This is a genomic window from Roseibium sp., from assembly GCF_965216085.1.
In the GTDB taxonomy this organism is placed as follows: Bacteria; Pseudomonadota; Alphaproteobacteria; order Rhizobiales; family Stappiaceae; genus Roseibium.
In genome coordinates this window covers 3,891,706-3,905,159 of sequence record NZ_OZ244138.1, presented here as the reverse complement: position 1 = coordinate 3,905,159, position 13,454 = coordinate 3,891,706, and the positions used below count along the sequence as shown (strand labels likewise).

At 54.4% G+C, this 13,454-nt stretch carries 13 protein-coding genes; 8 read left to right on the top strand and 5 right to left on the bottom strand.

Features of this window, described 5'->3' with window-relative positions; all coding sequences use genetic code 11:
* Positions 1-141 precede the first annotated feature (141 nt).
* Positions 142-612, top strand: a complete 471-nt coding sequence (locus tag ACOOFE_RS18335; protein WP_420411390.1) for a DM13 domain-containing protein — start codon at positions 142-144, stop codon at positions 610-612.
* 115 nt (positions 613-727) lie between these two features.
* On the opposite strand, the gene ACOOFE_RS18330 is transcribed toward ACOOFE_RS18335, so the two are convergent.
* On the bottom strand, positions 728-1,636 hold the full coding sequence (locus ACOOFE_RS18330; RefSeq protein ID WP_420411389.1) for a LysR family transcriptional regulator: 909 nt from the start codon (positions 1,634-1,636) through the stop codon (positions 728-730).
* 90 nt (positions 1,637-1,726) lie between these two features.
* On the opposite strand from ACOOFE_RS18330, the gene ACOOFE_RS18325 reads away from it, so the two are divergent.
* From ACOOFE_RS18325 to ACOOFE_RS18315, 3 genes are all read left to right on the top strand, one after another.
* The gene (locus ACOOFE_RS18325; protein WP_420411388.1) at positions 1,727-2,323 is read left to right on the top strand and encodes a LysE family translocator; all 597 of its coding nucleotides are present in this window, start codon (positions 1,727-1,729) and stop codon (positions 2,321-2,323) included.
* Between the two features lie 234 nt (positions 2,324-2,557).
* Positions 2,558-3,460: an N-acyl homoserine lactonase family protein gene (locus tag ACOOFE_RS18320; protein ID WP_420411387.1), complete on the top strand. Its 903-nt coding sequence runs from the start codon at positions 2,558-2,560 to the stop codon at positions 3,458-3,460.
* Between the two features lie 364 nt (positions 3,461-3,824).
* Positions 3,825-4,373 (top strand): hypothetical protein, encoded by a 549-nt coding sequence (locus ACOOFE_RS18315; RefSeq protein WP_420411386.1) that lies wholly within the window; start codon positions 3,825-3,827, stop codon positions 4,371-4,373.
* A gap of 56 nt (positions 4,374-4,429) precedes the next feature.
* Here the strand turns inward: ACOOFE_RS18315 and ACOOFE_RS18310 are convergent, their stop codons facing one another.
* From ACOOFE_RS18310 to ACOOFE_RS18295, 4 genes are all read right to left on the bottom strand, one after another.
* Complete coding sequence (locus ACOOFE_RS18310; RefSeq protein ID WP_420411385.1) at positions 4,430-4,855, bottom strand: GFA family protein; 426 nt, start codon at positions 4,853-4,855, stop codon at positions 4,430-4,432.
* 157 nt (positions 4,856-5,012) lie between these two features.
* Positions 5,013-6,419 carry a hypothetical protein gene (locus tag ACOOFE_RS18305; protein WP_420411384.1) on the bottom strand — a complete coding sequence of 469 codons (1,407 nt, stop codon included), beginning with the start codon at positions 6,417-6,419 and terminating at the stop codon, positions 5,013-5,015.
* Between the two features lie 296 nt (positions 6,420-6,715).
* Complete coding sequence (locus ACOOFE_RS18300; RefSeq protein ID WP_420411383.1) at positions 6,716-8,257, bottom strand: acetolactate synthase large subunit; 1,542 nt, start codon at positions 8,255-8,257, stop codon at positions 6,716-6,718.
* A gap of 122 nt (positions 8,258-8,379) precedes the next feature.
* The gene (locus ACOOFE_RS18295; protein WP_420411382.1) at positions 8,380-8,691 is read right to left on the bottom strand and encodes a hypothetical protein; all 312 of its coding nucleotides are present in this window, start codon (positions 8,689-8,691) and stop codon (positions 8,380-8,382) included.
* Between the two features lie 204 nt (positions 8,692-8,895).
* Here ACOOFE_RS18295 and hmgA point away from each other — a divergent pair, with 204 nt between their 5' ends.
* The 4 genes from hmgA (at position 8,896) to ACOOFE_RS18275 (ending at position 13,442) form a co-directional block, all read left to right on the top strand.
* Positions 8,896-10,266, top strand: a complete 1,371-nt coding sequence (gene hmgA / locus ACOOFE_RS18290) for a homogentisate 1,2-dioxygenase (protein WP_420411381.1) — start codon at positions 8,896-8,898, stop codon at positions 10,264-10,266.
* A 249-nt stretch (positions 10,267-10,515) separates the two neighbouring features.
* Positions 10,516-11,385 (top strand): MBL fold metallo-hydrolase, encoded by an 870-nt coding sequence (locus tag ACOOFE_RS18285; protein ID WP_420411380.1) that lies wholly within the window; start codon positions 10,516-10,518, stop codon positions 11,383-11,385.
* Positions 11,386-11,403: 18 nt separating this feature from the next.
* Positions 11,404-12,411: a fumarylacetoacetate hydrolase family protein gene (locus ACOOFE_RS18280; protein ID WP_420411379.1), complete on the top strand. Its 1,008-nt coding sequence runs from the start codon at positions 11,404-11,406 to the stop codon at positions 12,409-12,411.
* A 158-nt stretch (positions 12,412-12,569) separates the two neighbouring features.
* A complete protein-coding gene (locus tag ACOOFE_RS18275; protein ID WP_420411378.1) occupies positions 12,570-13,442 on the top strand; it encodes a penicillin-binding transpeptidase domain-containing protein in 873 nt (290 codons plus the stop codon).
* The last annotated feature ends 12 nt before the right edge of the window (positions 13,443-13,454 follow it).

The following is a 13,454-nucleotide window of genomic DNA, read 5'->3' as shown; positions in this document are numbered from 1 at the left end:
TGAAATCGGTTGTTTAGGTTGTGACTATCCTGATGAGATCGCGCGGATGCATATGGCACAAAACTGTTATCGAGGCTTGATTGCGTCACTTGTTTGAGATCTTACGTTTAAGCGTCACACATGGTTTCGGAAGGACATCAAATGTTTCGCCGTCTTGCTCTGATCATCTCTCACGGGGCGATGCTGGCCATTGGTTTCGCCCTTGGAATCTATCTCCTGCCCATTCTGACAGAACCGGATGGACCAGAGCAGGCGGCTTTGGTCGAAGCAAGCAAATCGGCGGTCTATTCGGCAGAGCTAACACGGGATTTGAAGGGCAGCGATTTTCTGCATTGGGGCGAGGGCAAAATCAGCCTTTCATCAGGGCAGATTGTTCATGAAGGAAGCCTTGCACCCGGCCCGGACTATAAGCTCTATCTTGTCAAAGAGTTTGTTGAAGACGAAGCGCAGTTCCTGAACGTTAAGAATAGGTCCGCTCGGATCGGCGATGTGAAGACTTTCAATGGTTTCATTCTGGATGTCCCGGAGAGCATCAACCTCGAAGATTACACAACCGTTCTTGTCTGGTGCGAAGCCTTTGGTGAGTTCATCACGGCGGCGAAATACCGGTGAGGGGCTGTCCGCGTTCTTCTGCGTGACACGCAGCGGCGCTTGCTCGCCAAATCAAGCGGCCTAGACGACTGGACAAAGCCCCATTCTCCCGTGCAACACCTTAGTCGTGAACGAGTTACTCGGTGTTGGATGGCCTGTTCCTGCGAGCTGCTGATTCTGAAAGGCGGTCAATAAACGCTCTAGCCATTGGATTTGGCACGGTGGTTCGATGCCAGATTGCATAGACCGGTAGGCTGGTGAGGCAATAATCGGGCAGACAGGTGACCAGTTCACCGGATGCGATTTTGTTCTCGACAAAATGCACCGGTGGCGAAGACAGGCCAGCGCCGTTGCTTGTTAGGTCCACCATCGCTTCTATGCTGTTGACCGTTATGTTTCCCGCTTGCTCTATTTGGGTAACCGCGCCATCTGCGCTTTTCATCTCGCGTTTGGTTTCCATACCGTCAGACTTGATCCAGGGAACGCCATGCAGATCCTTCGGTTTCTCAAAAGGTCCGTGCCTGCGAACAAAGTCTGGGCTGGCGACCAGCACTCGGGGCATGTCCCACAACAGCTTGCATAGCAAACTTGAGTCTCGAAGCTTCCCAATCCGGATCGCGACGTCGATCCGCTCAGCCACAAGATCTGTTTCCCGATTGTCGAAATGGAGTTGCAAATCGATTTTGCGGTGATCCACGGCAAACCGGGAAATGCTTTCAAATACAAACGAGTGGGAAAGCGCCGATGTCAGAGTGATCCGCAACCGGCCGGATAACCCGGTTTGATTTGACTGCGCACTGGAAAATCCCGCCTGGGCCGCATTCAACATCAACTCCGCAGATTTGAATAGTTTTTCTCCACTGGCCGTTAGGGTGAACCGCCGGGTGGACCGGTAAAGCAGGGGCGACCCGACAGCTTCTTCCAATGCCCGGATGTGATAGCTGATTGCGGATGGGGTCATTTTCAAGCGATCTGCCGCAGTGCGAAACTGGCCTGAACGCACGACCTCCGTAAAGACTGCGATGGACTTTAGATGTTCAATCATTATGCAGCTCAATTTAATTATGAGATCAAATACTTCAACTTGTTTGTTGAATTTTGGCTGCCTACCTTCGGCTGAAAAGGGGAAAGCCAAATGGATCAAACCGCTGCAATGGCGCTTTTTGCGCTGACGATGTCAATTTCACCTGGGCCTGTGAATTTGATCACGCTGTCAACGGGCCTGAATCTGGGAGTTCGCAATGCTCTTGGGTTTGTTTCAGGCGCGACGGCCGGATTTACGCTGTTGTTGTTTTTGATTGGGCTAGGGCTTTCTGCGATCGCTCAGCGCTACGGATTTGTGATTGATACGCTGACGTTTCTCGGAGCTGGTCTGATTGTTTATTTCGGTTTCAAATTGCTGACATCCAGCGGCGATTTGAACGAGGGCGACCATACAAAGCCGAGCTTTTGGCAAGGAGCCGCTCTGCAATGGCTTAACCCAAAGGCATGGGGTGCCTGCATTGCCGCTGTTGGCCTGTTTGAACTCGATCAAAACCCATCGGCGCTCTATTTCTTCGTATGCCTTTATTGCGTCATTTGCTTCTTTGGAATTGGAAGCTGGGCGGTGTTTGGCAGCCAAGTAGAGCGGTATATGCGCACGCCAACCCGGCGGATTCTGCTCAATAGGTTGCTTGGAGGCACTCTCATTTTACTCGCAGTCTTTCTATTGTGGCAGCAGTTCTTCCGGTAGGTGTTGAACGCCCCTAATTTTAAATTTCGGGCTATTTTAAAGGCGAAGCAATAGGGGATCTCCCGCTGCCTCGGATATGCGTTTGGTAACGGTCTTCAGAACACGCGTTGAGGCAAGTCAAGGCGTTTCATTCGTCTTGAGATCATGATTTCCCTGTTGAATACGGCCGCAGAAAACCTGGTAGAGAACCGAAGATACCCAGCATCCATGCGGCCGCATTGAGGGGGATCGCCAATGACCGATACAAACTCCCATTCGCCGGCCTCGACCGGCCAACCCGATCAACTGATTACTTCAGTCCAGGTTTTGAACGGCGGTCACGGCGAGCAACACAAGGAACATCGGTTCGGCAGCCGGATGCCGCGGCTTTGGTGGGTTTTCTTTTCAAACGAGTGGGTGCCCCTGCCACTCTATTTTTTCCTCATCAAACACCGTGAGGGTTTGGTCTTGTTCGACACCGGAATTGATCCGGCCATTCTGTCGGACAAAAGCTATATCAAACAGGCCGTCGGACGGTTTTTGCTGCCATGGATATTCCGGCTGGAGATCAGCGAAGGTGACCGTGTTGACCATGTGCTCAAGCGGGCAGGCTTCGATGCTAGCGATATCCGGATGGCTATCATCTCGCATCTGCATTTTGATCATGTCGGCGGGATCGCACAAATTCCACAAGCCGATCTGATAGTGAATGAGCGGGAGTGGGCCATTTTATCCGAACCCCACCCGGAACGGGAATGGATCCTGCGCGAGCACATAGAAATCCCGTCCGCAAAATGGCATCAGATTTCGTTCAAACCGACCGACGACCCGATCCTGGAAGACTTTGATGGGGCCCATGATGTTTTTGGCGACGGCTCAATGGTATTGCTGCCAACCCCTGGGCACACATCTGGCTCAATGTCCTTGCTGATTCGGCAAGCCGGATGGGACCCAATTCTGCTGGTGGGGGATCTCACCTATGAAACCCGTCTCCTCGAGCAAGATGTCGTCCCTGGGACCGGGGACAAGGAGACGGTTCTGGCCTCTTTTGCCAAAGTCCGGCGATTGAAGGAAAAACTACCTGGACTTGCCGTTGTTGCATCGCACGACAGCAACGCCGAAGAGGTCGTTGCAAAGGCGGTGGGTTGTCGGAATTGATCTCTGTATATTTGTGCAATGTTTAGGTCAGCTTGAGAGCCTTGTCCTGTGTGGGATCTCGATTGGATGCTGCACTGAGGCGAAGTGCTCGTGAAAATTAGAGCAATACCGTAATGTAGCATTGAAACCGTCTGAAACAGATATCGACAAACAAATCATTTAATCGCAGGTTGTGCGTTTTTCGGGTCCTTAGTGTATTTTGAAATTACCTGGACCTTCGCCGACTGTTATCTGGTGGGCCATTAGCCACTTCTCGAAGAATGAGAAGCATATTCCAGGGAGCTTGAAATCAAAAATATTGGTGGGGCGGTCGCTCGAGTTTCAGTTGGAGTGTGCCCCAAGCGGAGATGAGGAGTGCATCATCATGACTTGCCGCATAATTTGCATCATCTTATTGATAACAATGAGTTATTCAGCCTTTGCACGTAGTTTGACATCGGAAGAGCGGGGCGCCTTGGCGGGGATGGTTGTACGGTATGAGGCTGCCGTTCTGGAAAAGGACTATTGGGCCATAGGGGCAGCTTTTCCGCCACGACTCTTGGAACGATACGTGGCTGCACGTGGGTTCGCAGACTTAGAGCCTGACCGATGGGTTGGGCTTTATGTGCAGGATACCGAAGCGATAGACAAGAACATCGGAAATAAAATTGAGACTTTTACGCTCGGTTGGGACAACGCAGAATTTAAGGAAACCGCAGATGGAACACCTTATGTAATCCTTCCATCTGTAACCGTCGGCAAATCAAACGTGTTTGGCCGCACTAGGGTTTCGGCACAGTATTTGGCACTCCTTGACGAGGGGAAGTGGTACATCACTGTTGTTGCGTTTGGCGGACTTTTAGGATCTGTCGAAGGTGTCTATCCCTCATTCGAGGGAATAGAATTCGATCCTGCTACACAGGAACAACTGTAGGCTTGGCTGCTTCATGAAGGTACTCCGGTATCATCGCTTTACAGCAGTGGTGAAGGTCAATCTTCCCGGCGTTCTTCTACCGGCGAACCAAGTAGATCTGGCTCGGCCGCCTCGCGGAGCACCTTCCAGGAGCCAGCTCCGTCCAGCAGGCGGATTGGGACGGCGGCGATACTTGCGGGATCTATGATGTTGCACATATTCACCGCGCTCATGTCAGACCCGTCGGGACGGCGGTCTGTCCGTTCGTAATGAGTGATGCAGCCACAATTGTTGCAGCGGAAATACTCAATGCTTTTCTTTCCCCAGGCGTAGGACTTTAACGCCCCCTTGTCCGCCGTCACCGTGATGGCTTTTCTTTGCTGGTAGGCCCAAAGCGCTCCATACCGGCGGCAAATCGAGCAGTTGCATCTGGTGAGTTTTTTGATCCGCCGCTGCATTTCCACTGAGACGGCGCCGCAATGGCAGGAAGTCGTATATGGCATTGAAGGCTCACACTCTCGCCAATGTATGGATAAGCGGTCATTTCTCAGGCGCCTGAGAAACGACCGCCCAAAGACCACAAAACCGCTGGTCATCTCCCGAAACCGTCAAGTCCACCCGATCAGAGGGTATTGAAACGCCCTCAAAAAGGCCATGCGTCTAAACAAGATCGACGTAATATGCGACGCCCTCATAATTGAATTGCGGAAGGGTTGAGATGATGTTGTCCCGCTCCGCGTCACTTGCGGTGAACACATGCGTGCCGGTTTGGGTGTTATAGAACCGGTAGAGTGGTGTGTTGCTGTCACTGGCACTGGTATAGGCATAGTAGGAAATGCCCTCGTCATTGAATGCCGGATTGCTGTGCACCAGGTCGAACCATTCCTGGAAATTTGCGGTGTAGAAGTGACTGCCGGTTGCTGTGTTGAGCAGCCGGTAAACGGCAACACCGTCACTGGCGGTTGCGTTGGAGCCGAACGCTGCGCCTTCAAACGTCATATGCGGTAATGTTGAAAGGATATTGTCGCGCTCGGTTTCACTCGACGTGAAGAAGTGGGTGCCGGTGACAGTATTGAAAAACCGGAACACTTGCGTTGCAACCGAAGGATCTGTCCCGGGATCTGTTGTCCCGGAGACTTCTTCCACGTTCAGCCTGTAGTAATTTACTTCAGTGGCCGCATCGTCGGATGTGTTGAACGTTCTGAACCAATTCTGGATAATCAGCGTCTCGGTGTTTTCAGCCGTAAAAGTGACCTTCTCAAGTGTGTTTGATGTCCCCGTTTGGGCCGTTGTGCCGACTGTATTGCCGTCCATGTCCTTGAGAAACAGCGATGTATTGGTGCCGGACGCAAAAGTGTTGCCGACATCGCTCTGCAAAAGTTCAATGACGTATTCCTTGCCGGCTTCGACATTGAGCTGGTAGGCGTCCGTGTCGAATGCCCCTTGAGTGCTGCCATAGATTGTGTCAGTGACAACAATGGTGGCTATCGCTGGGTCCGTGGATGTGCCGTCAGGAGCGTCCCGCAAAAGGGTCGTCTCATCTAAGGATCCTTTGGTCGATCCAGTGACCGCCGTCACGACAGGAAGGGTCGTATCGGTAATCGACAGCGTGTAACTGGCTGTTTCCCCTCTGGGATAAACGACAATGATTGGTTCCGTCGAATAGACAGAAGAGTTTGTTTCCCAACGGTAATACTGTTCAGTCCAAATGGTGGAGCCGCCGCTTTCTCCCCGGTACAAGTTGTTGCCGTTGTAGTAAGCAAGGGATTGCCCCGTAGTGGGATCAGCTAGAGTGAAACCCGCCCGGTTGTCAAAGTCGTTGGGAACGCCGTTAATCGTCAGCGAGATGATGTATTCCCGGCCGGATTGTAAACCGGACCGGTAGGCATCTGGGCTTACATCTTCTCCGGTCGCGCCGATTTGGATGTAGCCGCCGGTGGCATCCGAGCCTGGAACGATTGCGCCGGGCGTGTTGACGATACTGCTATAAAACGCTGCGCCTGTTGCTGCGCTGTCCGGAGCGATATCGGAGCCTAAGAGGATTTCATCAACTGTTGCAGAAACCATTTGCGCATCTCCGTAAGTCTGTCACCACGCGGTATTTGGAGGACTGTTTCGGAGATTACGAAAATTCATATGTTCGAGAATTGATATATATCAGTGCGGGAAGCCAATTCCGCAAAATTTGAATCAATATTTACTGTTTTACGTCGCGTTTTGAAGATGAAGAGGCAGCCGATACTGCAGACTAGGTTCTTCTTAAGAAGAGTCGGGCGCGAGTAACGTTATTCAAACCCTGCGTGATCCAGGTTGGAATTGTTTACTGCCCATGCCCAGAGTGCGTCGCGAGTGCTTCACACTCCTCAAATCACCGCTTCGATCAGGAACGGACCCTCAGTATTCGCTGCCTTTTCAAGCGCTTCGGCAAAACCTTCTTCGCTGTCGGCACGTACGCCAGGAACACCGTGACCAGCAGCAAGGGACACCCAGTCGAGCAGCGGATCTTCGATGTCGAACATGGCGCTGGCGTTACGGCCGGGTTTTGGCGCACCTTGCGCTTCCAACTCGCCATGGAGGATCTGATAGCCTCGGTTGGCGATGATCACGATCGTGATATCCAGCTTTTCGCGGGCGGCCGTCCAGAGGCTCTGCAGCTGATACATTGCCGACCCGTCTCCGGAAACGGCAAAGACCGGCCGGTCCGGGCAAGCGACCGCCGCGCCTAGCGCATTCGGCAGGCACTGGCCGATAGAGCCGCCGGTGTTGTTGAGCCGGTCGTGACCGGCGGCAACATTCATGTGAGGCCAGATGCCCGCTCCAGCGGTGATGGCTTCATTGACGACAATTGCGCCATCTGGAAGGGCGCTCGCCAAGTTGCGGCCGATCCCGTCGGCCGTCAGCCGGCCGGTACCGGTCTCAGGAACCTTCCGTTTGATCCGGGTGACTTGCTCGCTGCAATCGACACCGGCGGCTTCCGCCAGGGCGTCAAGCGTCCACAGGACATCCCAGTCCCCATAACACAGCCGGTCCAGGGCACAGCCAGCCGGTTCCGGTGTCGACGGCTTGCCGGGATAAGCAAAGAAATTCACCGGCGTATCGTCACCCACAAGGACAATGCGGGACAGGCCCGATAGGAAGTCGACGCTGACATCGGTGCCATAGGGCAGGATGTCGAAGGCCACCGCACCGTCTCCTAGGGCGATGCGCGGGGCAAAATACGGGGCGAGCAGACGGCAGCCCGTGCGGGCTGCAATTTGTCCAGCGAGTTCTGCACCTTTTCCAAAAACCGCCGGTCCACTGACCATGAGCGCAGCCCCGGGCTGGGTGAGGGCTTGTGCTGCCGCGGCAACCCGGTCCGAATCAGGCCGGTGTTTCGGTGCCGGCTTGCGTGCCTGTTCCGGTCCCGTGCCGCTGTCGCCCCAGGCACAGTCTGCTTGAAGGATAACCGTTGCAATCTGGCCGCTCCGGGCCTGTCGGATGGCTTCGGCCCCGGCGCTGGCGACCATCAAACTGTCGGTCGGCCGCTGCATCCAGTGCGAAACCGATCCGGCGACACCATCAAGGTCCGAGCGCAGCGGGGCATCATGTTTGAGATGGTAACCAGCGTGATCGCCAACAATGTTGACGACGCCGGAGCGGCCCTTCCGGGCGTTGTGGAGATTGGCCCAACCGTTTCCAAACCCAGGCCCCAAATGCAGCAAAGTGCCGGCGACGTTGCCGCTCATACGGGCATAACCGTCGGCCGCGCCGGTCACACCACCTTCGAACAGGCACAATATGCAATGCATTTCCGGGTGTGTGTCCAAAGCGGCCACAAAGTGCATTTCAGATGTGCCTGGATTGGCAAAACATACCGAAACACCGGAAGCTAGCAATGTTTCAACCAGCGCCTCTGCACCATTCATCTGAAAATCTCCTGAAAATCTCCTGAAAAATACCAGCGGCACTATTTCTCAGTTGAATGGGCTTGTCCATATCGCGCAACGTAAGCTGCGCTAATTCAATATTGCAGAGATTAGAGCCGTGATTAGAGCGCCGGCCGCATTTTGGTGGGCCTTTGTGTTGGCAAGTCGCGTTTGGCCAAGAGATATGTCAGCTGGGAAAGTTCTTGGTCGATGCCCGAAATGGTGCGGTTGAGGACACTTTCCAGATAACTGCCGGCCGGCGAGTTTTCCCGGATCGTCAACGCCCGGTCGCGTGAGCGCCGCAAAAACAGCATCATGGTCTCCAAGTCTGCGGCATTGACCTTTGTCGGCTGTGGTTGCTCCCCCCCGGACTTAACAGCGGATTTGTCTTGTACATGTGTCTTGGGTGCAGCCATCGCCGGTATGTTTGGCATTGGCTCACCAAAAGTGTCCTGAAACCGCATGAGAATCCCTAATGTTCCTATTATGTTCTATTCTAATTCAAATGGCTCAAAGTTGCAAGGGACGGCGCGCATTCGGGATGTGCTGAAACGAATCCGGATCGCTCTTGACCCGGCTGAATTGAATAGTTACATATGCAACTAAATTGACGGAACGTGTTCCAGGAGGGTGCGAACATGAACAAGGTCGATCACCAGACGATTGCAGGTCAAGGCGGTAACACCATGCAAAACGAACTCCAGTACATGCCGGGTTTCGGCAATGATTTTGAAACCGAAACTCTGCCGGGATCTTTGCCGCAGGGCATGAACAGCCCGCAAAAATGCGCCTATGGCCTATATGGCGAACAGCTCTCCGGAACCGCGTTCACAGCACCGAGCCATCAGAACGAACGGACATGGTGTTACCGCATCCGCCCATCGGTCAAACACACCAGCCGTTTCCAAAAGATCGATCTGCCCTACTGGAAAAGCGCACCAAACGTTTGTGACGACGTTGTCTCACTCGGGCAGTACCGCTGGGATCCGGTGCCGCATGGCGAAGAGGGCCTGACCTGGCTGACCGGCATGCGCACCATGACGACGGCTGGCGACGTCAACACCCAGGTCGGTATGGCGACTCATATTTATCTCGCCACGAAGTCGATGGAAGATGAATACTTCTTCTCCGCTGACAGTGAGCTTCTGGTGGTGCCGCAGGAAGGCATCTTGCGGTTCTATACCGAGCTCGGCATCATTGAACTGGAGCCGAAGGAAATCGCCATTATGCCACGCGGTCTGGTCTACCGGGTTGAGGTGGTTGAAGGACCGGCGCGTGGGTTTGTCTGCGAAAATTATGGCCAGAAATTCGAGCTGCCGGGCCGAGGCCCGATCGGTGCCAACTGCATGGCCAACCGGCGCGATTTTAAGACCCCCGTCGCCTGGTATGAGGACAAGGAAACTCCGAGCACCGTTACTGTGAAATGGTGCGGCCAGTTCCACGAGACAAAAATCGGCCATTCGCCGCTCGACGTTGTGGCCTGGCACGGCAATTACGCGCCGGTGAAATATGACCTCAGAACGTATTGCCCGATTGGCGCGATCTTGTTTGATCACCCAGATCCATCGATCTTCACCGTCCTGACAGCACCATCAGGCGTGCCGGGCACAGCCAACATCGACTTTGTACTGTTCCGTGAACGTTGGATGGTGGCGGAGAACACCTTCCGGCCGCCGTGGTATCACAAGAACATCATGTCGGAATTGATGGGCAACATTTACGGCCAATATGACGCCAAACCGCAGGGCTTCGTGCCGGGCGGCATGAGCCTGCACAACATGATGTTGCCGCATGGGCCGGACAACAATGCCTTTGAAGGTGCATCCAATGCAGATCTTCAGGCCGAAAAACTCGACAACACCATGTCCTTCATGTTCGAGACCCGCTTCCCGCAACACCTGACCGAATATGCGGCCAAGGAAGCCCCGCTGCAGGACGACTACATCGACTGCTGGGACGCGATTGAAAAGAAATTCGACGGCACGCCGGAAGGCACTTGGGACAAGTAGGCGGCTGTTAGAGTTTATGATCTCTCGCCCGAACCTTGTCCCTTTGAGAGAGCGAATTGTGTCTTGAAACAGCCTGCCAGTCAGAAACCAAAGGCAAATTTGACATATTTCAAGCACTTCGGGTGAATTCAGTGTCTATTGGCTCCTAAAGAACTTCTTCCTGCGGGAGAGGCCGGGCCAACGGCCAGAATGAGGGGCTAATTTGCAGGAACTGGCTGATTGGCAGACTTTGTTGAACAGAGTGAGAAAATGACATCAGAAAAGCGTTTGGAAGACCGGCTTGTCATTCTCGGTTCCAAAGGTGGTCCGGCGATCCGTCCAGGTGGACCATCGCCGACAAGTTCGCTGATTGAGATCGGCGGCCGCCGCTGCGTGATCGACTGCGGTCTTGGGGTGACCCGCGGACTGGTTGATGCCGGCGTTTCCTTAAAAGAACTTGATCTCATCTTCATTACGCACATGCATTCGGACCATGTCCTGGAGCTTGGTCCTCTATTACATACCGCCTGGACAAGCGGTCTGGCGCACACGGTCCGTGTGGTCGGCCCGACGGATCTCATTGACTATTGGGACGGGTTTCTGTCCTCCATGAGCTATGACATTGATCTGAGGATAGAGGATGAAGGCCGTCCGGACCTGCGCGACCTGGTGCAGATCCATCTCTTGCAGGAAGGACCTGTTCCGCTTCAAGACGGAGACTTGAAGGCGACCGCGCTGAGAGTAGATCATCCGCCGGTGGTTGATTGTTTTGCCTTGCGTTTCGACACCGACGATTGGTCGGTGGTTTTTTCTGCAGATACGGCCTATTTCCCGCCGCTGGCTGAGTTCGCCAAGGATTGCGATGTGCTGGTGCATGAAGCCATGCTGGAACGCGGCGTCGACAAGATCGTCGAAGTCACTGGCAACGGCGAGCGCCTGCGCCAGCATTTGGTCGACAGCCACACCATGGCGTCGGATGCCGCGAAGATCGCGGAAACTGCTGGGGCCAAAACCCTGCTGTTCAATCACCTTATCCCGGCGGATCTTCCTGGTTTTGAAAAACAAGAGTGGCTGGACGCTGCAAATGGCTTTTCCGGGCAGACGATTGTCGGCCATGATGGGCTGGTCATAACAAAATAGGCTTGGGGAGAAATTTTCATGAAACTGGCAAGTCTGAAGAATGGCAGCCGAGACGGCATATTGGTGGTGGTCAACGAGCGTCTGACTTATTGCACCGATGCCAGCCATATCGCACCAACCCTCCAAGCCGCGCTGGATGATTGGGAGCGTGTCGCACCGAAACTGGAACTCTTGGCGGAAAGCCTCTCTCATGATGCCGTGCCGACAATCCGTTTTCATGAGCACGATGCCCTGTCGCCGTTGCCGCGCGCCTATCAGTGGGCGGACGGTTCGGCCTACGTGAACCATGTTGAGCTAGTGCGCAAAGCCCGCGGCGCGACCATGCCGGACACCTTCTGGACCGATCCGTTGATGTATCAGGGCGGATCGGACACCTTCATCGCTCCGCGCGATCCAATCAAGATGCCGGACGAGGCCTTTGGCATCGACATGGAAGGCGAGATTGCCGTCATCACCGGCGATGTGCCCATGGGCGTCAGTGCGGAAGATGCATTGGCCTATGTCCGACTGATTGTCCTGGTCAACGACGTGTCTCTGCGTGGGCTTATTCCAGGCGAGCTCGCCAAGGGCTTTGGCTTTTTCCAGTCCAAACCATCCTCAGCCTTTTCGCCGGTTGCTGTTACGCCGGATGCGCTGGGCGATGCCTGGAAAGACGGCAAACTGCATCTGCCGCTCCATGTCGACCTCAATGATCAGCCCTTCGGCCGGGCCGAAGGCGGCATAGATATGACCTTCGATTTTGGCCGGCTGATCGCCCATGCCGCACGCACGCGGGCGCTGTCGGCCGGCACGGTGATCGGCTCTGGAACAGTCTCCAACAAGCTGAACGGCGGTCCGGGCAAAGCGCTCGCCGATGGCGGGGCTGGATATTCCTGCATTGCCGAACTGCGCATGATCGAAACCATCAATGAGGGCGATGCCAAAACACCGTTCTTGAAGTTCGGAGACGTGGTGCGCATCGAGATGATGGATTCTGACAACCACTCCATCTTCGGCGCGATCGAACAGACGGTCGAGAAGGCGTGAACGTGTGAGGTTCTTTGTTCCCAACATCGCCGTCATACCCGGGCTCGACCCGGGTATCCAGGCCGTTTCACCTGCCAAATCCAGGAACTGTTCTTGTGGCTCGGTTACGGATTGGATTGCCGGATCAAGTCCGGCAATGACGAAGGAAAGGTGAGGCCATGGAGGGAACACTGAAAAGTCTCTCGATAATTTTGACCACCGCACTTCTGATGCTTGGCCTTGCGCAGTCGGTCATAGCCGATGATAGCCAGCTGATCGCCTCAGACAAGCTTCAGACGTTGTCCGAAGGCCGCTCCGTTGGCTTTTATGCGCTCGATCTTGAGACGGGCAAAACCTATCGCTACGGCGAAGAAGACATCGATACCCGCCATGCTCCGTGGTCGACGTTCAAGATCCCAAATTACCTGATCGCGCTTGAAAGTGGTGTGGCTGCAGATGCAGCGGCGACGCGCCAGTGGGACAAGACAAAACATCCGCCTTTGAGTTTCTGGCCGAAGATCTGGAAACGGGATCACACGCTCGACAGCGCGTTCAAGTTTTCCGTCGTCTGGTATTTCAAGGATGTTGCAGCGGATGTAGGCACGGACCGGTACAAGGACTATTTGGCGCGGTTTTCCTATGGCAATCAAACCGTTCCGGCCGCCAGCAATGACTTCTGGCTGGGCGGTGACAGCCTGACAATCAGTCTGCGCGAACAGGTCGATTTCCTTTCTGCTCTCCGTAAGGGCGAAATCGAGATCAAATCCGAGACGCTCAATGCACTTGAAAACGCGTCCAACTTAGGCACGCAAGACGACTACACGCTGCATGCCAAAACCGGGGCAGGGCGCATCGCCTCTGGCCCTTCAAAAGGCACACTGGAAGGCTGGTTTGTCGGCTGGGTCGATGGCCCGGGCGCCAAGGACACGGTCTTTGCGTTTTACACAACCGCTCCAAATTATGGAGCGATCAAATCCTTCCGCCAAGAATTTTCGGAACAAGCACTTCAAGACATCGGTGCACTTCCGGACGGCTGGACCCCTTCAAAATAATCTTAAGGAACA